A 21,473-nucleotide genomic window follows, 5' to 3' on the forward strand; every position below is an offset into this window, starting at 1 on the left:
GTCCGGAAGCCGCCGGTGCAAGATGAAGGCTTCGGGCCCTGCCGGGTGTGGCAGCGCCGCACGAAGGGGCCGGTCAGCCGACCCCGTGCATGGCGTCGAGCAGGCGCTGGGCGCGTCCGGCAACGTCAGCATCGCGCACCGAGAGTACCGAGACCAGGTACTCGAGCCTGCGGATCTGCTCCAGGTAGTCCGGACCAAGGCGTTGGGACAACGGGCGGGATGCAAGTTCGTCGGACATGCGCCATGCCACCGCCAAGGCGCTTTCGAAGAGCCGTTGGTCCGCATCCGCCGCGGTGGGTGCCGAACCTTGGTCGAACATGAGAACCGAGTTGAGCCGGGAGTCGTCAAGGCCCAAGGTCAACGTTTCCAGGTTCCCGCGGACCGTGCGAAGCCGGGCTGCGCCGCGGCCAAAACGGCCGAGGCGCATCGACATGGTTCCGCCGTACCGCAGCACCTGGTAGCCGAGGAACAGCAGCAGCCCGAAAGTCGGGAAAAGCAGCAAGGACAAGGCTGCTTCGGACGAGTCTGTATCCCGGTAGTTGTTGGTTTGCAGCCCGCGGGCGATTCCTTCAATGCCGTTGACCACCGATCCCTCCGGGCTGCCGTCGATCCAGTACTTGTTGTTTTCCCAGTCGAACCTGTTCAGCCCGGTCGGTTCCCCGACATAGACCGCCGAGACCATGCGCACGGGCACGATGGTCCTCCCGTTGTCGAAGAACCACACGGGCACCATTGCCTGCCCGGGGAGCAGTTCCCCGGTTCGCGGGTCAACGAGCTCTGGGTGTTCGCGCTTGATCTCCCACATGGCTTTCACCAGCGGTTCGGGATCAAAACGGTAGATCGCGTCGGTGCCGCCGGCGTCGTAGAGTTTGGATCTCTCGTCGCTGTCCTGGGTGAGCAGCAGGTCGTCCTCCGCATCCCGTGCAACGACGGTCATGTCAACCGTTTCGGTGAACTTGTCCTCCAACGTGCGGCGGATTTCGTCCTCGTCGAATTTGCTGCTGTCGGGTTCGAAACGCAGCGAGTGCAATTGCTGGGTTCCCAAGAGATTGGTGTTATGCCACGGGTAGATCTGGGCGGAGGTCGCCGCGGTCAGTAGGAACGAGCCCACCACCAGGGCAATGCCGCCGAGTACCTTCAATCCACCGGTGACGATCCTGCGGAGCCTGGGCTTGAGCCTGGGCTGGAGCGTGGGCCTGGCCGGGGCCGCGCGGAGTGCCGGCTCCTGCTCGACGTCGAATTCGGGGAGTGCCCCGAATGCCTCGCGCGCCATCGCGTTCGCCACATCCACGGCGTTCAGGGACTGCAAGGACCCCCGGGGCGACAAGCCAAGGCTCGTGCGCAATACCGTCAGGTCTTCGGAGGGCCGCGGCGCCACCTCGGGCCGCCGCGGAAGCATGCGGCGCAACTTCCGCGAGATTGCATGCGCGTGGCGTTTGAGGAGACGCTCCGCGCGGTCCCAGACTTGCACCGCATGGTCCGTCCTGCCCGTTTCGCCGGTGCTTGCCGCAAGCAGGGCGGCCAATGCCGATTCAAGATCTGCGATCATCTTGGGCTCGACTGCGCCGGCGGGGGCCGCGCGCAGGCGGGCCAACAGTTCCCTGGTGGCGAAGGTTAGCGGTGCGGCAAGCCGTTGAAACGTGGTTTCGCCGCCGCCGAAGCCTCCAATGACGGCGCCCGCGCCCATCACGGCGTCGGCCGATGCGGTCAGGCGTGAAGCCAGGGATTCGAATCTTTCGAGCTTTTTGGCCGTTTCCGGCGTCAGTGCGCTCCGGCGCGCATACACCGCGGCCGTGACCCTTTTCTCGGTGCGCGCCAACTCCAACGACGCCTTGCGCACCTTGGTCCAGGATGCGGTGAAGCCCTGCGGGCGCCGGTCCGGGTCAATGGCAAGGTAGGTGACCTCGAGGGCTTCCAGCTCCAGCACCACGGACGCCAGTTGGCGCTGGGCCGCGGTGAGCCTGCGGAAGCGTGCCTCCCCCAGGGCGCGGCGGCGCAAGGCTTTTGACAGGGAGTAGACCGTCAGCGCAAGGCCCAACAGGGTGCCTGCGATCCATGGCCAGGGCGAACGGGTCGGGCCGTCGTAGAGCAGTAGCGAGGCCTCTTGTGCCGCGGCGACGACGGCCAGCGGCCCGTGGCCGATCCCGACGTTTGACTGGTAGGCGTCGTGGATGCCCCTGCCGATGTCGAGGTTCTCGGCGGGGTCGGTCTCAAGCGGGCGGATCGCGGCCTTGTCGAAAGGCTTCTTCGGGACGGCGGCATCGTGGGAGGGCTTGATGGGGTCCGGGAGCGCGGTGCTCAGCAGGACGTCAGTGCCCGGGGCCAGGCTCCCTTGCTGTTCCTCTGCCGTCAGTGGCCTGTCGATGACCCTGAGGGTGAACGGTTTCCACGCAGCGACGGGCCCATCGAGTGCGGCCTCCACCGTTTCCTGGGAAATGTTCCACGGCTGCTGGCCCTCGATCACGATCGTGAGCTCGTTGGTGGGCTGCGCGGTGACCACGGCGATTCCGGTGGTCCCGAGGACCAGGGTGGCTGCCCCGAGGAGGATTGAAAGCCAAGGGAGGCCGAAGTTCGGCTTGTTGCGGGCTCGGATCAGGGGCTTTGCTTTGCGGCTCATCGACTCGTTCAGGGCTTGGGGTAGGATCTCATCAATTCTAACGACACTTGACTAATTGCGTCCTCCCGCGAGGGGCTGGCGCCCGCGATAGCCGTAGTGTGTATGAACGCAAGATGCCAGGTGGTGAGTGGATTTTCTGCCTACCCCGGAGCGCAGCGAAGCGCCCCCGCAAAAATGCAGGGGCGCTTCGCTGGTCAAGCTAGTTCTGTTCGAATACCGGAGTCTCGACCGACGGGTCGATCACCTCAACCGGTGCGGAGACTCCGGCTGCGGGCTTCTCGCCACCGAGCAGGCCGGTGAGCATGTCACCGAGGTCCACGCCGGAGCCGGCCTTGAGCATGGCCAGGCCCTCGGTGACAATCCGGTTCGCCTGCTTGACGGCATCCGAGGCGCCGTCGGAGCTGATGACCGTGTAGTTGTCGATGCCGGAGACGGCGTCCGAGCTGGCCTTGACGATCTCCGGCAGGGCACTGATCGCCAGGAACGCCAGGCTGGCCTGGGTGTGGCCGGTCAGCGCGGTGGCCTTCGCGTCCTCGGCCGCAGCGGTTGCCGCACCGATGGCGGCAATCGACGCGCCCTCGGCCTCGCCGCGCAGGCGCACCGCGTCGGCCTCGGCCTTGGCGTTGTATTCAACGGCCGTCGCCTCGGCCTTCGCCTTGAGTTCCACCGCGGTGGCCTGGCCCTCTGCCTTGAACACCTCGGCGTTCTTCGAAGCCTCGGCCTCCACGGTCTGCGCTGCAGCGCGGGCCTCGGCGTCGGCAATGGAGGCGCGCTTGGCGCCGTCGGCCTCGATGGCCTTGGACTCGGACCGGGCCGTTGCATTGAAGACGTCGGCGTCCCGCTTGGCCTGGGCCTCGGTGCGGAGCTTGTATGCCTGGGCATCGGCCGGCTTGTGGACCTCGATGTCCAGGCGTTCCTGCTCCACCAGTGCCTTTTCGGCCAGCGCCTTGCGCTCGAGCTCTGCAACCAGGACGTCCTGCTCGGCCTTGGCCAGCTCATGGGCCGAGCTGGCGATGGCCGCTGCACGATCCTCCTCGGCCTTGAACTCGGATTTCTTGATCGCGAGGTCACGTGCCAGGGCCGCGGTGGCCCCTTCCTGTTCAATGCGGGCCGCTTCCGATTCCTGGAAGGCCTTGGACGTGGCGACGCGGGCTTCGCGCTTGGCTCGTTCCAGGCCCGGCTTGCCGACCTCCTCCAGGTAGTCGATGACGGTCGGCATATTGTCCGGGCCGATCACGGTGCGGGAAGGGGTGCTGACCGAGGAGATGTTGAACGCGTCGATCTGGATGCCCTGCTCGGCGAACTGGGTGACCGCTGATTCCAGGGACTGGTCCTGGAATTCCTTGCGGTTGTTGTTCGCGTCCTCGACCGACATGGCCGAAACAATGCCGCGAAGCACGCCCTCGGCAGACTTGGTCACCGAGGCGTTCAGGTCTTCCTTTGAGTGAGTGAGAAACCGCTGGACGGCCTTGCTCATGCCCTCGACCGAATCGTCGAACTTGAAGTTCAGGCTGGCTGTCACCGAGGTGGTGATGAAGTTCTTGTCCACGCCTTCCACTGCAAGCTCCACCTGGCGCTGCTCGAGGGACATCACATATTTCTGGTGAATGACCGGCAGGAAAAGCACGATGCCCTTGGTGAATATTTGTACCTGCCCCTTCGCCCCCTTGCCGGCGCGAATGACGGCCTGGTTGGGGGCCACCGTGACCAATCGGGTGGTGGCATACCAGATGAGGGCTACGAGGACAGCGATGATTGCCACGATGGCAATGACAGTTCCGTTTACGGCAAAGTCCATGGGGGTTAAACTCCGTTCAGTTCAGAGGTGGATGCGACCCTGATGCGGTCTCCAACAACAGCCACGACGGCAATTGGTGTGCCCTGCTCGATAGGGCTGCTTGAAAAAGCGAGGCGCTGGTTGATTTCATCGGGGTGGTTCAGTTGAACTTTCCCAATGATGTCGTTGATGTCTGTGGTGGCGACGCCCAGAAGGCCGATGACTTCGTGAGGCTGTGCGTCGGAAATGCTGGCCATCTTCTTGGCAAGCAGCACTACGCCGACGATGCCGATGACTCCCAAGAGTGAGCCCGCGATGTAGGCCAGCAACAGCGGGCCGTCGTTGAGCAACACAATCGCACCCGCGGCGCCGAAGAGCGTGGCTGCCGCACCGACGGCAGTGGTGGAGATGATTCCGTCGAAGAGATCGAAAATCTCTCCCAGGGTCATGGACACGATCAGGAGCAGGAGGCCAATGCCTCCGATCACTGCGAATGCGAGCATGTGGCTTCTTTCCGTCGAAGGGATTAACTCCCAGCCTACGTGCGGAGGTGGGACTCAAGGCGTTCGACGGGCCGATGCCGCGCGTAGTGTGCGCCAGAATGGCTTCATTGGTAAATGGTTTTGAGTTAGTTTTGAAGCAGTGCCGAGACCTGGAATCGAGGATCGTGGAACGGCGACTTCCGCTTTGGCTGCATGTTTTCGGGTGTGCCGAAATCGAAAAGCGTGACGTGGGAAGTGTTTTTCGCGGCGTCTTCCGGCCTCTGTCGGCGGTGTTTTGCTCCTCAGGTTCAGCAGCCGATTCGGGGGCTCAACAGAGGCAAGATACGGCAATGCAGCAAGGGCTCCGGACGTTTCCGTCCGGCGCCCTTGCTGCATTCGGTGTGTGCTGGTGGTCAGACGCGGCCGATGAACGGCACGGCACCGGTCCGTGCCGAGGCCAGGACCGCAACGCCGTAGCGCGGCAACACCAAGACGCCGTCCGCCACGGCGCCGCCCAGCAGGTCTACCGCATCATGCGCGGCAGTCACCGCAAGCGGCTCGGTCCCGTGGTTGAGCACAAAGGTGTAGTCGGTGTCCTCGCTGCTGCGGGTGACCGACTCCAGCACGGTGTCGGGAACCTCGCGTGCGGGAAGTCCTGCGGCCCCGAGGACCCGGCGGAAGAGCGCGTCCAACCCTGCTTCCTCCGGCACGACGCCCAGGTACCAGGCGGCGCCGGTGCCCGATGCGCGACGGGTCACCGCGGCGCGGCCAGCCAGCTCGCCGCTGGTGTGCGAGCCCAGCACCTCGGTGCCGGAGATCAGCTCGAGCCATTCGCTCCAGATGGACACGGCAAATGATTCGCCGGCAACCTCGAGCTTCTCGTGGATGCCGTCGGGGATCGGCCAGTGCTCGTCGACCTCGATGCCGAGCAGTTCGCGCAGCGGGCCCGGGGCGCCGCCGGTGTGGACCTTCTCCGTCTCGTCGACGACGCCGCTGAACGGGCCGACGACCAGCTGGCCGCCGCGCTCCACGAACGCGGTGAGTGCGGCTGCCTGCTCGTTGGACGCGATGTAGAGGTTTGGGACCACGACGACGTCGTAGCCCTCGAAGGAGTCGGCGGCACGCACGGTGTCCACCGGGTGGCCCAGGCGGAAGAACGCCGCATTCCAGGCGCGGGCCTGCACCGCGTAGTTCAGGCGCTGGGAGGGCAGGGACTCGGTGGCGGAGGAACCCCACCATGAATCCCAGTCAACGACCAGGCCCACCGAGGCGCGCACGCGCGTTCCGCGGACGGGTTCCAGCTTCTTGAGCTCGGCGCCCAGGGCCTTGGTCTCCTTGAAGCTGCGCGATTCCTCGCCGCGGTGCCCGAGCATTGCGGAGTGGAACTTTTCCTGGCCGAACTTGGCCTGGCGCCACTGGAAGAACATGGCGCCGTCGGAGCCGTGGGCGATGGCCTGCATCGAATCGATGCGCATCTGCCCGGGGGCTTTGGGCACGTTCACGTCGCGCCAGCTCACGGCGCTTGCCGACTGCTCGAGCAGCAGCCACGGGGCGCCGCCCTTCAGCGAGCGCATCAGGCCGTAGTTCAGCGCGGCGCCGACGTGGGCCAGCGGGTCGGCCGGGTCCGGGTAGGCGTCGTCGGTGACAAGGTCCTCCACCGCGGCGAAGTCCCAGTAGTTCAAGTCGCGCAGCAGCGACATGAAGTTGGTGGTGACGGCGATGTCCGGGGTGACCTCGCGCAGCACGTCGATTTCCACCTGGAAGAGTTCCAGCAGCGCGTCGGAGGAGAAGCGCTCGAAGTCCAGCAGCTGGGTCGGGTTGATGGGCCCGGTGGCGGTGCGCGGCGGCTCGATGTGGTCCCACTCGGTGTAGCGCTGGCCCCAGACGCCCACGCCCCAGGCCTCGTTCAGGCCCTCCAAGGTTCCGTAGCGGTTCCGCAGCCAGGTGCGGAAGTGGACGGCGGAGGCCGGGCACCAGCAGCGCGAGACGTGGTCGCCGTACTCGTTGGAGATGTGCCACAGGGCCAGTGCCGGGTGGTTGCCGTAGCGTTCGGCCATCGCGCGGGTCATCCGGGCGACGTTTTCCTTCCAGATGGGCGAGCTGGGGCAGTAGGCCTGGCGCGAGCCGAATTCCAGCTGCCGGCCGTCGACGTTGTGCGGGAGCATTTCCGGGTGCCGGCGGATCAGCCAGGACGGCGGGGTGGCGGTGGCGGTGGCCAGGTCGATCTTGATGCCGGCGCCCCAGAGCACCTCGATGACGCGGTCCAGCCAGCCCCAGTTGTAGACGCCCGGGGTCGGTTCGAGTTGCGGCCAGGAGAAGACCGGAAGGCTGACGATGTTCACGCCGGCCTCGACCATGAGCCGGGCGTCCTCGACCCAAGTCTCCTCGGACCACTGGTCGGGGTTGTAGTCCCCGCCGTAGGCAAGGGCGTCTAGCCGGATGGACCTGGGTTCGGTCATGTCCGTTCCTTTCTGTGGCGGCACCTGCCGCCGGGTGTTTGTGTCCGTGGGAGCTTCCCGCTCCATGGGTGTGCCGGCCCCCGCGTGCGGGGGCCGGCAGTGTGTTCCGTGCGTCCCCGTGGTCCGGGGTTACCAGTTTTCGTCGTTCGTCAGCTGCACGGCCAGGTCGATGAACAGCGCGGCGGACCAGCCGAACGCGGTGGTCGCCGTCTTGGCCTTCTGACCGGAGGACGGGTTGAAGTACTCGTGCGGGCCGCCGCCGTGGATGACCAGCTTCACCGTCTGCTCCGCGAGGGCGCGTGCGCGCTCGGGCTCGCCTGAGTTGCGCAAACCCTCGATGACCAGCGAGTTGGTGTTGATCCACACCGGTCCGCGCCACATGCGCTCGGTGGAGAAGTCGGCGTCGTCGGCGGAGACGGTCGGGATCGACCACTGCGTGCCGAACCTTTCCAGGTCCTCCAGGTCGCCGAGCATCCGTTGCTTGATGGGCTCCGGCAGCGAACCGGTCAGCAGCGGCATCAGGCCGACCACCGCGTGGCTGGACACCTGTTCCCCGGCGGCGCGCGCGTGGAAGAAGCCTGTCGATTCGTCCCACATGCCCAGCAACAGCTCACGGGTGCGGGCGGCACGGGCGCGGTGCTGCTGCGCCAGTTCCTGCGAGCCTGCACCGCCCCGGCGCTCGGCGAAGCCGGCCAGCTCAAGGTCCTGCAGCACCAGGTAGGCGCCGAGGTCCGGCGCGGTGGTGGGCAGCGGTCCGTCGAAGATCGGGCTGTCGTCCAGGCCCGAGGAGTACGGGTGGCCGTATTCGGGCATGCCGTCGCCGTCCAGGTCGGAGGCCGCAAACCACCAGTCCTGCGAGCGGCGCAGGGTTTCCAGCTGCGCGTCCACCCAGTCCTCGCCGCCGAAGCTGTCCGCGGGCTGGACCTCCAGCACCTTGCGCAGCGCCCAGGCCGCCAGCGGCGGCTTGGTCAGCGGCACCGGGGCAGAGGGGTCGGCGATCGCGGAGCCCGCGCGACGCAGGGTCTCGCGGTCGGAGGCCGGCAGGTCGTCGCTGGTGGCCAGGATGCCGAGCTCGTGCACCACGTCCGGCAGCTGGCCGTCGTCGCGCGGGAAGCCGAAGGCCAGGGACAGCTGTTCGCGGGCAAGTTCCGGGTCGCCGTGGCGCAAGCCCACGGCGATGAAGTAGGCGTCCCACTGCCACAGGCCGACGTAGCCGATCTTGGAGGGAACCACCGCGCGGGCGGAGCCCAGAGCCGGCATCTCGACGATGTTGGCGCCCAGCACCCACCAGCAGAACGCGGCCATGTCCCGCAGGTCCTCGCGGACCGGCGGGCACTTGGCGAACCATTCCAGCCAGATGGCTTCGGTCGCCGCCACGTGCGCGGCGTGCAGGTCCGCATGCGTCGCCGTGGCACGGCGATCGGCATCGATGGCAAGGTGCACGGAGCCGGCGGGGGTTTGCCCGGCCGACATCGAGTGCCCCAGGCCGTCGGGTGTCTGCCAGTGGATCGTTGCGTGCCCCGTGTGCCCGGGACCCGGGCCGATGCTCAGGGCCGAGGGCCCGGTGAAGCTCAGCGTGAGCGCGCCGCCGCCGAACTCGATCACGTGCGGCAGCACCCGGGTGACGGGCAGGACGCGGCCGTCGGCGCCGTGCACCCGGAGGTTCTCGAAGACCACGCACTCGGCCAGCCGCTTCTCGTACTCGGAGGTGCACACCCGCAGGCCCTCGCCCTGGGCGAAGATGATCAACCGCGAGCGCGGCAGCGTGAACGGCGCCTGGACCAGGTCCAGGTGTCCGCCGGCGGCCTCGAGGTTCTCTCGGGCGCTCGTGGTTTCGGTCGGGAAAGGCATTGCTTATTTTCCTCCCAGGCCGGAAGCGGCCATGCTGTTCAGGATGCGGCGCTGGCCGATGACAAAGGCGATCAGGATCGGGATGGTGGCGATCGAGGATGCCGCCATCACCAGGCCGTAGTTGACCGAACCGAACTGGCTGGTGAACGACGCGAGGAGCAACGGCACCGTGTAGAGCTCGGGGGAGTTCAACAGGACCAAGGGGAACAGGAAGCTGTTCCACACGCTCAGCGCGGTGATGATCACCAGCACGCCCAGGCCCGGCTTCAGGTTGGGCAGGATGACGCTCCAGAAGATGCGCAAGCGGCTCGCGCCGTCGATGACCGCCGCCTCCTCGAGCTCCTTGGGCAGCGCCAGGACGAACTGGCGCATCAGGAACACCGCGAAGGGGTTGACCATCATGGCCGGGACGATCAGTGCCAGGTGGGAGTCGATCCACCCCATCTTGCTCATGAGCAGGTAGAAGGGCACCAGGGTGACCTGCGCGGGGATCATCTGCGTGGCCAGGAAGACCATGAAGATCGACTTGGAGCCGCGGAACTTGATCCGCGCGAACGCGTACCCGGCCATCGACGCGGTGACCAGCGTGCCGAGGATGGAGAGCACCGCGATGTAGAGGCTGTTCAGGTACGCCTGCGCAAACGGGACGGCGTTCCAGGCGTCTGTGAAGTTGGACCAGGTCCACGGATCGGGCCAGAAGCTCAGCGGGTCCTGCAGCAGCTGCGGCAGGCCCTTGAGCGAGGTGGCGATCATCCACAGGAACGGGAAGACCATGGCAATGCCCGCCGCGAGCAGCACGATGTGCAGCGTGGAGGAGATGCCGATGGCCGCCAGGCGTTCGCGCAGCGGCGCCTTCTTGATCGGGCTTGGTGTGACGGGCCCGGCGACCGGCTTGGTGTCTTCAAGGTTCAGGGTGCTCATGCTGCATCATCCTCGTAGTGGACGAACTTCTTCTGGGCGCCGAACTGGATGGCCGTGATGACCAGGGTCATGACCAGCAGGATGACGGCGGCGGCGCTGGAGGGACCGAACTGGAAACGCCCGAAGCCCAGGTCGTAGATGTGGTAGACGATGGTGCGGGTTGCGTTGTCCGGGCCCGCGTTCTGGGTCAGGATGAACACCGTGTCGAAGGTCTGCATCGAGGAAATGAACGCCACGATCGTGGAGAAGAAGATGATCGGGGACAGCAGCGGCAGGCGGATCTTGGCGAACAGCGCCCACCACCCGGCGCCGTCGATGCGCGCCGCCTCGATGACCGAGGGGGAGATGTTCTGCAGGCCGGCCAGGAAGATGATGACGTTCAGGCCCAGCGAGGACCATATCGACACGATCGCCACCGCGATCAGCGCGAGCTTCGGGTCGCCCAGCCAGTCCGGCGGGGTGATCCCGAAGATCTTGCCGATGGTGGCGCTGAAGATCCCGTCGGAACGGAACATCTGCTGCCAGATCATGGCCACGGCCACGGTGCTGGTCACCACGGGCGCGAAGAACAGGATCAGGTACAGCGTCCGGGTCTTGAGCTTCTCCAGGGCCACCGCGATGACCACGGCCAGGCCCAGCCCGATCGGCACCGTGATCAGTGCCAGCAGCAGGGTGTTGACGATCGACTTGTGCAGCAGCGGGTCGGCCAGCTGGTCGGTGAAGTTCTTGAACCCCACCCAGCTCAGGTCCGTCAGGCCGTCCCATTCCGCGAAGGCCAGGACGAGGCTTGCCGCGAACGGGATGAGCACGAACAGGACCATGCCGATGACCTGCGGGCCGATGAAGACGTAGCCCCAGGCGCGGTCGCGCTTGCGCCAGCCGGCTTCCTTGCGCATTTCGGGGAGTGTGCCTTGGGTGGACGAGCGCCTGGTGTTCACTCGCGCGGGTTTCTCCGCGAGTGAGGTGCTCATTTCCCGGACTTCGAAGCGATGAGGGCCGCAACCTTGTCGAGGGTTCCCTGGGCGTTGTTCTTGCCCTGGTAGAGCTCGAGGAACAGGTCGGAGATGTCGGTGGACAGGGCCGGAACGGCGCCTTCGGCGGCGTAGTTGGCGAAGCCGATGTCGCGCATGTCCAGGAAGGTCTGGGCGTGCTTCGGGTAGTTGTCCTCGAGCACGACCTCGTCGGCGCCCTTGATGGACGGAACGGCGTTGCCGCCGCCGGTCAGGCGGAACGTCTGGCCTTCGGCGGAGAGGAACTCGGTCCAGTAGGTGAACGCGGCGTCCTTGTTCTTGGTGTCGGCGTTGACCGCCAGGTAGGAGGCGGCAATGCCGGTCGGTGCCGGCTTGCCGTCCAGGGTCGGCCAATCGACGACGTCGTAGCCTTCCTCGACCTTGGCGCCCTTGAGGGTGCCGATGGTGTAGCGGCCCTGGGCGAAGAAGCCGGCCTTGTGGGTCACGAACTTGCTGTCGGCTCCGGCGCCGGAGGGCAGGGAATCGGCGTCGACGAACTTCTTGTCCTGGAAGTACTTGCCGAGGGTTTCAACGGCGGCAAGGGTCTTGGGGTCCTTGTTGCCGACGAATGCGCCCGACTCGTCGTAGGCGGTGCCGCCCTGGGTGGAGATCCAGCCGTAGTGGGTGGCCCAGTAGTTCCAGAACATGGAGCCGATCAGGCCCTTGGCTGCGAGCTTGTCGTTCATTTCAAGGAACTTCTCGGTGGTCCACTTGCCTTCGGCTGCGAGGGTTGCCGGGTCCTCGGTGATGCCGGCCGCTTCCAGGGCCTTCTTGTCGTACCAGAATGCGTCGTTGTTGACGTCGTTCGGTGCGGCGTAGGTGACGCCGTCCTGCTGTGCGGCGCCAAAGGTGCCGGCGAAGAAATCGTCCTTCTTGGTCTTGCTGGCGCCCGATGCCATCAGGTCATCCAGCGGCATGAGGCGCTTGGAACCGACGAACTGGCCGAGCTTGTCATCGCCGACGTAGAAGACATCCGGTGCGGTCTTGCTGGTGAGCTGGGCAAGGAGCTTGGAGTGGTATTCGCCGTAGCTGGCCACCGGCTGGAGCTTGACCTTGATTTCCGGGTGGCGCTTCATGAAATCGGTGTTGAATTCGGTGAAGCGGGTCAATTCCTCGGGGGTGCCCCAGGTGCTAAAAACGATGGAGCTACTGCCATCGGCTGCCGGGCCGGCCGTGGTTCCGGAGCCGCCGCTGCATGCGGTCAGGACCAAAGCGGAGACCGCGGCGACGCCTAGGGACAGAACGCTTCTTCTTTTCAGATCCTTGGAATTCCACATGCCAATACCTCTTTCGGTGAGAACGGTCGATTCTTCGCCGCGACGGCTCGAAATGATGCGATCAATCCCGGGATACGGAGTGATCGACGCCACAGCAACGTTTGTATTCTGTATACATGAGACACCCTGTGTCAAGTGCTACTTTGTTTGTTTGTGTTCGAAACAAAACGTCGACATGGATTTGCAGGCGGTCGCGCGGCCGCTCAAGTGGCGCGAATCCCCACTCCCACCACTGGTGGTATTGCACATGGCACGTCACTTCGGTCGCTTTTGTTCGAAATCGAACAAAGTGTTTTGGGGCGAAATTCTGCCCCGAGGGCCGCCCGAAGGGTCTCCGCAACTTTCCCTCGTCCGCGCAATTGCACGCACGCACGCATGCGCTGCGCCCGAATTGTGCACATGCGGTGGCGCGGGTGGCCATCCGCCACCCATTCGCCCGCGGTTGGCTCGGGGACTTTATTGCCGGGCGGGCTTGTGGAACGCCTGGCGCTCGGGAGGTTGGGCTCATCAATATTCGGTCGTTGGATAAAAACAGTTCACCGCACTGTAATGGTCCGCGGATTCGAAAAGGGTTTCTGGCGGACTGCGATGTTGCCGACGGATTCGAAATCGGCCGTTTCGCGGGCCGCACGGTGCCCTGAGCGCACAAGCGAAACGGGCCGGAAAATCCGACCCGCTTCGCTTGTTTGGTTGTTCAGTTGGGCGTGCGTTTACTGGGTTCGGAAGGACGAAGCAGTCCCTCCGGCAAGCTCCCCGCCGTCCACCACCAGTTGCTGTCCTGTGATGAAGCTGGCGTTCTCCGACGCCAGGAAGAAGAACGCCTCGGCGATCTCCGAAGGGTCGGAATGACGGCCCATCGGGATCTTCTCATTGACCTCGGCCAGCATTTCGTCCGTGTATTCGCTGCGCTGCATCGGGGTGAGCACGTACCCCGGGCTGACGCAGGCGGTGCGGACCCGGGGCGCAAGCTCCAGGGCGACACTGCGGCAAAGCGCGAGCACGCCCGCCTTGGACGCGTTGTAGTCCGAGTACCAGGGGTAGCCTGCTGATCCGTTCGTGGAAGCGGTTGCCAGCAGGGTCCCGGAACCCGCCTCGAACATGATGCGGCCCGCCGACTGCCAAAGATTGATGACCCCGAAGAGATTGATATCCAGCAACCGGCGGATGGCCTCCGGTTTCATCTCGAGGAACGCGTGACGGGTGCTGATGCCGGCATTGGCGATGGCCGTATCGATCCTGCCTTTCTCGGCGGCGATACCTTCCACCACCGAGCGAACCATGACCGGATCAGTGACATCGCATTCGCGCCAGATAACACCAGGTGCGGGGTTCGCCGGAGGCTGCCTGTCCAGGTTGAAAACCCTTGCGCCCGAGGACGCGAAGCGTTGGGCGGTGGCTTCACCGATTCCGGAGGAAGCACCGGTGATCACAACCACCGCTGTCTGGTCTGTCGTGGAATCAGTCATGGTCGCTCACAGCACCTTGGAAAGGAACTGCTGGGTCCGTTCGTGTTGCGGGTTGGCGATGAGCTCGCGGGGATTGCCCTTTTCCACCACGACGCCGCCGTCGATGAAGGCCAGCGAATCCGCGACCTCTCGTGCGAACCCGATCTCGTGGGTCACCAACACCATGGTCATGCCACCCACCGCCAGGGACTTCATGACTTCGAGGACCTCGTCGACCAGCTCGGGATCCAGGGCCGAGGTTGGTTCGTCGAACAGCATGACCTGGGGGTCCATCGCGAGCGAACGGGCGATGGCGACGCGCTGCTGCTGGCCGCCGGAGAGCTTCATGGGGTACTTGTGGCCGTGGCCAGCCAGCCCAACGCGCTCCAGGAGTTCCTCGGCGCGTGCCAGTGCCAGCTTCTTGGGTTCGCCCTTGACCCGGGCGGGACCGCAGGCAACGTTTTCCAGCGCCGTCATGTTGGCGAAGAGGTTGAAGCGCTGGAAGACCATGCCGACGTTGAGGCGGAACTTCGCGTACTCCGTGGAATTCCATTCGTGGAACTTGCCCTTGCGGTAGTTGAATCCCACATCTTCGCCGTTGATCCTGATGCGGCCGCCATTGGGTTTTTCCAGCGCGTTGAGGCAACGCAGGAACGTGGACTTGCCCGAGCCCGACGGGCCGATGATGCAGGCCACCTCCCCGGCCTCGACGGAGAAGTCGATGCCGGAGAGCACCTGGTGGCTGCCGAAGTCCTTGGTGACCTGTTCGGCGAGGACCAGGGGAATGCGCCCGTCCGTCCCGGTCTCCGCGAGTGAAGTCGTCATGCTGGTCATGGAGTGCTCCTTGGCGGTTCGGTGCGCAGGCGCTGGCCCAGCACCGCCAGGTTGTCGCGGGAAATGAACGGTTTGGAGAACTTCTGGCGCTTGCCCGTGATCGGCCGGTCGGCCGTGCCGAACTTCCTTTCAAGCTTGCCCTGGAAGTACGTGGCGATGACTGTCATGGCCATGTACCAGATGCTGGCAACGATCAGCAGTTCCATGATCTTTCCGTTTTGCTTGTAGATCTGGCTGGCGTTGGTCATCAGGTCGTTGCCCGCGACCACGTAGACCAGCGAGGTGGTCTTGAGCATGGAAATGAACTCGTTGCCGATCGGCGGGATGATGATGCGCGTGGCCTGCGGAAGCACCACCACCCACATCCGCTTGAACGGGCTCATGCCGATCGAGGCCGCGGCCTCGGCCTGCCCCGGATCCACGGCCTGGATGCCCGCGCGCACGGTTTCCGCAGCGTAGGCACCCAGGTTCAGGCCCAGGCCCAGCATGGCCGCGGTGAAGCCGGTCATGACAACGTTGGTGTCCCACATGTAGCCGATGTTCGTGAATGGGATCCTGATGACCAGCTGCGGGAACAGGAAGGCCAGGTTGAACCAGAAGATCAGCTGGACCAGCACCGGGGTGCCGCGGAAGAACCAGATGTAGAGGTTGCTGATCCACACGGCAACCGGGTTGGCCGAGAGCTTCATGATGGCCAGGGCCACGCCGATGGCCAGGCCCATGATCGTGGCCAGGATGGAGAGCTGGATGGTGACCAGCACGCCGTCCAGGATCTTGGGGAACGTCAGGTAGTACAGGACGTCGCCCCAGATGATGTGGTCATTGGTGGCCAGCACCCAGATGAACCAGCTGATTCCCGCGATGCACAGCAGCGCCACGACGAGGCGTCCCGGGTGGCGCAGCCTGACGGTGTTTCCGGGCCCGGGTTGTTCCACCAGCCTCGGCGGTGCGGCGACTTGTTCCTGGGTCATTGTCTACTTGCCCTGGTTGACGGTGGCCTCGGGAAGCGCCATCTGGTCCAGGCCCCAGGCGCCGAGGATCTCGGTGTAGGTGCCGTCCTTGATGAGCTTGTTCATGGCGTCCTGGACCAGCTTCACCAGTTCCTCGTTCTTCGGGTCGATCGCGATGCCGAACAGGGAGCTGCCCGGGATCTCGATGGCCTCCAGCGCCCCGTTGGATTCCTTGGCGCGGAAGACCGCCACCGGGTAGTCGTTCAGGCCGGCAACGGCGCGGCCGTTCTGCACCTGCAACAGGGCCTCGGGGTCGTTGGCGAAGCCCAGGATCTTGATGGGCTTCTCGTTCTTGGCCTCGCAGTCCTTGCTGAACCCTTCGGCCAGTTGCATGTAGTACCCGTTGTCGAGCACCGCCATGGTCTCGCCGCAGAGGTCCGCCGGGGACTTGATGCCCTCGGGGTTGCCCTTGGCGACCATGATCGAGCCCGAGGACTTGGCGTAGTCGACGAAGGAGACCTTTTCGCGGCGTTCGGCGGTGTCGTTGAAGCCGGACATCAGCAGGTCGAAGCGGCCCGAAACGACGCCGGGCATCATGCCCGAGACGTCCGAGTTGTTGATCTTGGCCTCGACCCCCAGCAGGTTGCCCATGGCGCGGGCCAGAGACATGTCCACGCCGACCATAGTCTTGCCGTCGGTGTCGAACATTTCCATGGGCGGGTAGCCCTCGGCCGCCGCGATCTTCAGGCCGCCGGTCTTGATGGCGGCGGGGACGCGGGCCGCGAGGTCGGCATCGACGTTGATGGCCGCGATCTGGGCGGCCGCCAGGTCGCCTGCCGGTGCCGCGTTCTTGAAGGCGCCTGCCGCCGCGGCGCCGGAAGCCGAGGGGACCTCGGCCAGCGACTGGCCGCCGCATCCGGTCAGGGCTGCGGCACCGAGGGTGAGAACGGCAGTGAAAAGCATTCCTTGCTTGAAGGATTTCATGTGTTTCTCCTTGTGTTAGTCGGACCAGTGGATGCGGCCGTCGATGACTGTCATCAATGTGTAAGTCGAGTGAAGTTCCAGGGGCGGGCAGGAAACCGGGTCGCGGTCGACGACGATGAAGTCCGCCAGTTTTCCGGTTTCCAGGGTGCCCTTGAGGTGTTGTTCCCCGGTGGCCCGGGTGTGCGAGGTCGCTGCGGCGTGCAGGGCCTGGGAGCGGGTCAGGATCTCCTCGGGCTGCCAGCCCCCGGCCGGGAAGCCGTTGGGACGCTGGCGAGTGGTGCCGGCGTGGAGGCCGTGGAAGGGGTTGGTTCCCTCGACGGGGGCGTCGGAACTGAAGGAGACTGCCCCGCCCGCGTTCAGGATGCTGCCCCAGGCGTAGGAAAGCACGTCGTGGTCGCCCAGCAGGGAGTCGACCAGCTCGATGTCCGAGGTGCAGGACGCGGGTTGCATGCAGGCCAGCGCGCCGCTGGCGGCGAGCCGGGGCAGGTCGCGGCGGGCAATGTGCTGGACATGCTCGATCCGGTTGGAGCCGGCCAGCATCGGGGAACCGCCGCCGGCTGCCTGTTCGAAGGCGTCCAGGGCGTTGGAAACGGCGCGGTCGCCGATGGCGTGCACGGCTGCGGACAACCCGTTGTGGTTGGCCTGCTTGACCAGGCGGTTCAGCTCCTCCGGCGCGGTGACGGCCAGGCCCTCGGAGCTGGCATGGCCGTAGGGCGCATGCATGAGACAGGTACCCGATGAGAGGGAGCCGTCGGAGAAGATCTTCACGCCGCCGCGCCGCAGCCAAGGGTCGCCCTGCCCGGTGCGCACTCCCTGCTCGATGATTTGGTCCAGCACCGCGACGGGCATGATCTTGTTGACCCGCAACGGCAGTTCCCCGCGTTCATGCAGGTCGGAAAAGGCGTCCCAGGCATCCATGCCGTCGATGTCGTGGATGGAGGTGATGCCCTGACGGACCAGTGTGCGCAGCGCGGAGGGCAGCAGTTTCGCAAGGTCGTCGCGGGTGACCTCCTCCAGAGCCCGTCCCGCGTTGAATCCGGCGGCTTCGAGCAGGATGCCGGTGGCGGAACCGGATGCGTCGCGCACGATGGTTCCGCCTACCGGGTCGGGGGTCGCCGCATCGATGCCGAGGTACGCCAGTGCCGCTGAGTTCAGCCAGTAGGTGTGCAGATCCGAATGGTGCAGGGCCGTGGGATGGGCTCCCGTGGCGGCATCCAGTTCACGGCGATCGGGGAGCTCGGCATGATCCCATCCGCGGTGGTTCCAGCGTCCGCCGAAGATCCAGCTGGTGGTGTCTCCGTGATCGAGCTGAGCGACGCGTTGGGCAACCAGCGCGACGGCCTCCGAAGATGAGCAGGCGGGGGAGAGGTCGACCTCCGCCTGGCGCAGCGCGAGCTGGGCGGTATGGATGTGGCTGTCGGCCATGCCGGGCATCGCGTGAGCCCCGCCCAGATCGATGCGCCGCGCCTGCGGGGCAAACTCCCGCGCCTCGCCGACCGAACCAAGGAAGCGGATCCGGCCCTCTTCCGCTACCAGGGCGGATGCCGTGGGGTTCTGCGGGTCGAGGGTATGGAAAAAGGCATTTTCGTACACCGTGAACGTCATGCAGGCCCCCCAATTTTGCGGTGAATTGTCGCCATTCGAAGCTCCTGTGCATCGAATACGTTGCACTGTATACCGCATACAGTTTGCGTTCAAGGCATTTTGTGATCCATTCAACAAGTGCCGCAATTGTTACCTGGCGTGGGGGTTCGTGGGACGGCGGCCCTGCCGGGGAATGCAAAAAGCCGCGGCGGGAATCCTCTAAGGGATTCCCGCCGCGGCCTTGTCGCGCGTTGTACTAGACGGCCACTTTCGTGACTTCTTTGCTTGCCATGGCCTTGCCGATGCGCGAGGTGCTGTTGAGCCAGTTGGCGGTCAGTGCCGCCTGTGCGGCGGTAAGGTCCTTCGCGATAAGCGCCTTGGCGATCGCCGAGTGCTCGGTCGCTGCTCGCTCGACGCGGTCCTTTGCCCCGACGAAGAACTTCTCGTAGCGCCGCAGGGCAACCTTGTGCGAGGCAATCGTCTCGAGAAGCCGTCGGTTGGGGCACCTGGAGAGCAAAAGCTCATGGAAGTCGTCGTCGTGGCTGTTAACCTCTTCGGCCAGGGCCTCGGTGGCCGTGAATGCCTTCGCGGCATCCATGATCCGTGGTGCAATCACGTTCAGTTCTTCCGCGGGGCTGAGGGCCAGTGCGAGGCACTCGAGGGCGGCAATGATCTGCACGGCCTCGGCGAAATCGCGCTCGCTAATGGGGGCCCAGCGGAAGCCCTTGCCGGAAATGCGTGTGATGACGCCCTGCTGGGATAGTGAAATGAGCGCCTCGCGCAAAGGGGTGCGACTGACGCCGAGTTCCGCCGAGAGTGTTACCTCGTTGATACTCTCGCCCATGTCGAATTCGCCTGCGCCGACGCGGTTCATGATTTCTGTTTCGATCTGTTCGCGCAGTGATTGGCGTTGAATTGCCACTGTCGCCCCCTGGTTCTCGATAGATGAAGCACCGGATTTGATCACCCCTATTGTACTAGAGACTGGGTTCAGTATACTGTATACAGAAATATGAGAGGAAGTTCACACATGGACGTGACGATTGGCTTGCTGGTGAACCCAGTCGCCGGCCTCGGCGGTCGTTTGGCCCAGAAGGGCAGTGACGCCTCGGATATTCGCGATTTGGCCGAGCGCGCGGGGATCGATTCCCTGGCGCCGGAACGGGCCGGGCAAACGGTCTGCAGGCTATTGGACGGGTTGGAATCATCCCGGGTTGCCGTGCGAATCCTTGCAGGTGCCGGCGAAATGGGCGTCGATGCGCTCGACGCCGGCATTCCTCACGAGCCTGTCGCTTCTGACGCGGTTCACCCAGGAGCCTCGAGTTCCGAAGACACCAAATCTATGGCACGGAACATGGCGGACCGAGGTGTCGACCTGTTGCTCTTTGCCGGGGGAGACGGCACAGCGCGTGACATCCTCGACGCCGTCGGAACCAGTGTCCCGGTGCTTGGCATCCCCGCCGGCGTCAAGATCTACTCGGGCGTATTCGGCCTGACACCTTCGGAAACCGGCGCGTTGGCTGCGGGTTGGCTGGCCAACCCCAATCGTTGTAGCGACGAACGTGAAGTCGTCGATATCGACGAAGACGAACTGCGCCAGGGTCTTGCCACACCCAGCCTCTACGGGACGCTTCGGGTTCCCTCGGACTCGCGCCGGCTTCAGCCTCGCAAGTCCGGCAGCCCAGCCTCCGACGTCAATGCCGCCCGCTCGTTGGGCATCGCGTTCGCAGCCACTATGGTCCCGGACCGGCACTACGTGCTCGGCCCCGGCAGCACCACCATGGCCATCGGCAGCGCGCTGGATTTGGAACTGACACGACTGGGAGTCGACGTTGTCTGCAACGGCCAACTCATTGCCGAGGACGTCGACGCGGAAACATTGAACTCGTTGGTCCCTGAAGAGGGTGCCACCATCGTTGTCACCCCGCTGGGGCAGCAAGGTTTCGTCATCGGGCGCGGCAACCAGCAGATCGACTACCGCGTGCTGCAACGCAGCGAGCTGAGAATCGTTGCCACGCCCTCAAAAATGATTTCCCTGGGCGGACGACCGCTCTGGGTTGATTCGGGACATCCCGAACTCGACGCCACGATCTGTGGCTACACCAAAGTATTTACCGGGGCGAAAGCCGAAGTAATTTATCCCATCAGCAACACCGCTGATTCCCAGGTTCGAGCCTAAACACCACAAGGAGCAGTTCATGCGTTTGAAGGACAAGTCTGCAATCGTCACCGGCGGCGGATCCGGCATCGGCCGGGCCACCGCACTGGCCATGGCTGCCGAAGGCGCCAACGTTGCGATCTTCGACATCAACGAAGAAGCGGCAAAGGCCGTTGCCGCCGAAGCCGCGGCATTTGGCGTCAAGACCTTGGGTCTGGCCGTCAACGTTGCACTGGATGAAGACGTGAAGCGCGGGGTGGCCGCGGCCGCGGCCGAGTTCGGCACCGTCAACGTCCTGTTCAACAATGCAGGCATCATCCGCCGCGCCAACGTCATCGACACCACCCTTGAAGAATGGGACCAGGTCATGGGCGTCAACGTGCGCGGCCCGTTCCTGCTCTCCAAGTACGTGATCCCGCTGATGATCGCCGATGGCGGCGGAGCTATCGTCAACACCGGTTCCGGCTGGGGCCTCAAGGGCGGCGGCGACGCACTGTCCTACTGCACGTCCAAGGCGGCAGTGGTGAACATGACCCGCGCCCTGGCCATCGACCACGGACCGGACAACATCCGCGTGAACTCGGTAAACCCGGGCGACACTAACACCCCGATGCTGCGCGAGGAAGCCCGCCAGCTGTCCCAGGCCGAGGCCGCCTTCCTTGAGGAATCCAACGACCGCCCGCTCAAGCGCATGGGCACCCCCGAGGAAATCGCCGAGGCCGTCATCTGGCTTGCCAGCGATGCCAGCAGCTACGTCACCGGTTCGGCCCTGGTTGTCGACGGCGGCGGCATCGCCTAACCACAAATGCAAGAAAAGTCCCGCAGCGCAGAGCCCAGGCTTCGCGCTGCGGGACTTTTCTTGCTCTGTCTCCGGCGGGGCAAGTCGCACCACGTGAAGCCCGGCTCTACGGCCATTATGGATGAACTCATTGTTGGTCAGCCCCTGGCGAGTTGAAACGGGACGCAGAGACTTTGAAGTGTGGCGTTCAATGCTCAATGTGGCACAACCGGTTGCCGACGAGAAGTGAGCGCACTTCTGCATCGATCAGGAAAATCAAGGTTCCTGACGGGGAACTGCTGTTGTATCCGATACACCTGACGTGTAGCGAGCGGGCGAGCGCGCC

The 21,473-nt window shown here is 64.8% G+C and carries 16 protein-coding genes; 2 read left to right on the forward strand and 14 right to left on the reverse strand.

Going from position 1 to position 21,473, the window contains the following annotated elements; genetic code table 11:
• Positions 1-73 precede the first annotated feature (73 nt).
• The 14 genes from ACIQLF_RS02280 to ACIQLF_RS02345 all read right to left on the reverse strand — a co-directional run bounded on the left by ACIQLF_RS02280 (position 74) and on the right by ACIQLF_RS02345 (position 19,113).
• Positions 74-2,617: a hypothetical protein gene (locus ACIQLF_RS02280; RefSeq protein ID WP_400293970.1), complete on the reverse strand. Its 2,544-nt coding sequence runs from the start codon at positions 2,615-2,617 to the stop codon at positions 74-76.
• Between the two features lie 199 nt (positions 2,618-2,816).
• Entirely contained in the window at positions 2,817-4,415 is a 1,599-nt protein-coding gene (locus ACIQLF_RS02285) for an SPFH domain-containing protein (RefSeq protein WP_400293971.1), read from the reverse strand.
• 5 nt (positions 4,416-4,420) lie between these two features.
• The gene (locus tag ACIQLF_RS02290; RefSeq protein ID WP_400293972.1) at positions 4,421-4,897 is read right to left on the reverse strand and encodes a hypothetical protein; all 477 of its coding nucleotides are present in this window, start codon (positions 4,895-4,897) and stop codon (positions 4,421-4,423) included.
• Positions 4,898-5,289: 392 nt separating this feature from the next.
• On the reverse strand, positions 5,290-7,335 hold the full coding sequence (locus ACIQLF_RS02295) for a beta-galactosidase (protein ID WP_400293973.1): 2,046 nt from the start codon (positions 7,333-7,335) through the stop codon (positions 5,290-5,292).
• A 129-nt stretch (positions 7,336-7,464) separates the two neighbouring features.
• Positions 7,465-9,186: an amylo-alpha-1,6-glucosidase gene (locus ACIQLF_RS02300; RefSeq protein WP_400293974.1), complete on the reverse strand. Its 1,722-nt coding sequence runs from the start codon at positions 9,184-9,186 to the stop codon at positions 7,465-7,467.
• Between the two features lie 3 nt (positions 9,187-9,189).
• On the reverse strand, positions 9,190-10,107 hold the full coding sequence (locus ACIQLF_RS02305; protein WP_400293975.1) for a carbohydrate ABC transporter permease: 918 nt from the start codon (positions 10,105-10,107) through the stop codon (positions 9,190-9,192).
• Positions 10,104-11,078, reverse strand: coding sequence for a carbohydrate ABC transporter permease (locus tag ACIQLF_RS02310; protein ID WP_400293976.1), 975 nt, complete (start codon positions 11,076-11,078; stop codon positions 10,104-10,106). The genes ACIQLF_RS02305 and ACIQLF_RS02310 overlap by 4 nt, the downstream gene beginning before the upstream one ends.
• Complete coding sequence (locus tag ACIQLF_RS02315) at positions 11,075-12,394, reverse strand: ABC transporter substrate-binding protein (protein ID WP_400293977.1); 1,320 nt, start codon at positions 12,392-12,394, stop codon at positions 11,075-11,077. The genes ACIQLF_RS02310 and ACIQLF_RS02315 overlap by 4 nt, the downstream gene beginning before the upstream one ends.
• A gap of 710 nt (positions 12,395-13,104) precedes the next feature.
• Positions 13,105-13,860 carry an SDR family NAD(P)-dependent oxidoreductase gene (locus tag ACIQLF_RS02320; protein ID WP_400293978.1) on the reverse strand — a complete coding sequence of 252 codons (756 nt, stop codon included), beginning with the start codon at positions 13,858-13,860 and terminating at the stop codon, positions 13,105-13,107.
• Between the two features lie 6 nt (positions 13,861-13,866).
• Positions 13,867-14,673 carry an amino acid ABC transporter ATP-binding protein gene (locus ACIQLF_RS02325; protein ID WP_400293979.1) on the reverse strand — a complete coding sequence of 269 codons (807 nt, stop codon included), beginning with the start codon at positions 14,671-14,673 and terminating at the stop codon, positions 13,867-13,869.
• Positions 14,670-15,644 (reverse strand): amino acid ABC transporter permease, encoded by a 975-nt coding sequence (locus ACIQLF_RS02330; protein WP_400293980.1) that lies wholly within the window; start codon positions 15,642-15,644, stop codon positions 14,670-14,672. Before ACIQLF_RS02330 ends, ACIQLF_RS02325 begins: the two co-directional genes overlap by 4 nt.
• A 3-nt stretch (positions 15,645-15,647) precedes the next feature.
• Positions 15,648-16,607 (reverse strand): ABC transporter substrate-binding protein, encoded by a 960-nt coding sequence (locus tag ACIQLF_RS02335; RefSeq protein ID WP_400293981.1) that lies wholly within the window; start codon positions 16,605-16,607, stop codon positions 15,648-15,650.
• 15 nt (positions 16,608-16,622) lie between these two features.
• Positions 16,623-18,212, reverse strand: a complete 1,590-nt coding sequence (locus ACIQLF_RS02340; protein WP_400293982.1) for an amidohydrolase — start codon at positions 18,210-18,212, stop codon at positions 16,623-16,625.
• A 235-nt stretch (positions 18,213-18,447) separates the two neighbouring features.
• Entirely contained in the window at positions 18,448-19,113 is a 666-nt protein-coding gene (locus ACIQLF_RS02345) for a GntR family transcriptional regulator (protein ID WP_400293983.1), read from the reverse strand.
• A 108-nt stretch (positions 19,114-19,221) separates the two neighbouring features.
• Between ACIQLF_RS02345 and ACIQLF_RS02350 the strand changes: the two genes are divergently transcribed.
• On the forward strand, positions 19,222-20,370 hold the full coding sequence (locus ACIQLF_RS02350; RefSeq protein ID WP_400293984.1) for an ATP-NAD kinase family protein: 1,149 nt from the start codon (positions 19,222-19,224) through the stop codon (positions 20,368-20,370).
• A gap of 19 nt (positions 20,371-20,389) precedes the next feature.
• On the forward strand, positions 20,390-21,148 hold the full coding sequence (locus ACIQLF_RS02355) for an SDR family NAD(P)-dependent oxidoreductase (protein WP_400293985.1): 759 nt from the start codon (positions 20,390-20,392) through the stop codon (positions 21,146-21,148).
• The last annotated feature ends 325 nt before the right edge of the window (positions 21,149-21,473 follow it).

Origin of the sequence: Paeniglutamicibacter sp. NPDC091659 (genome assembly GCF_044756805.1) — a bacterium.
Classification (GTDB): Bacteria; Actinomycetota; Actinomycetes; order Actinomycetales; family Micrococcaceae; genus Paeniglutamicibacter.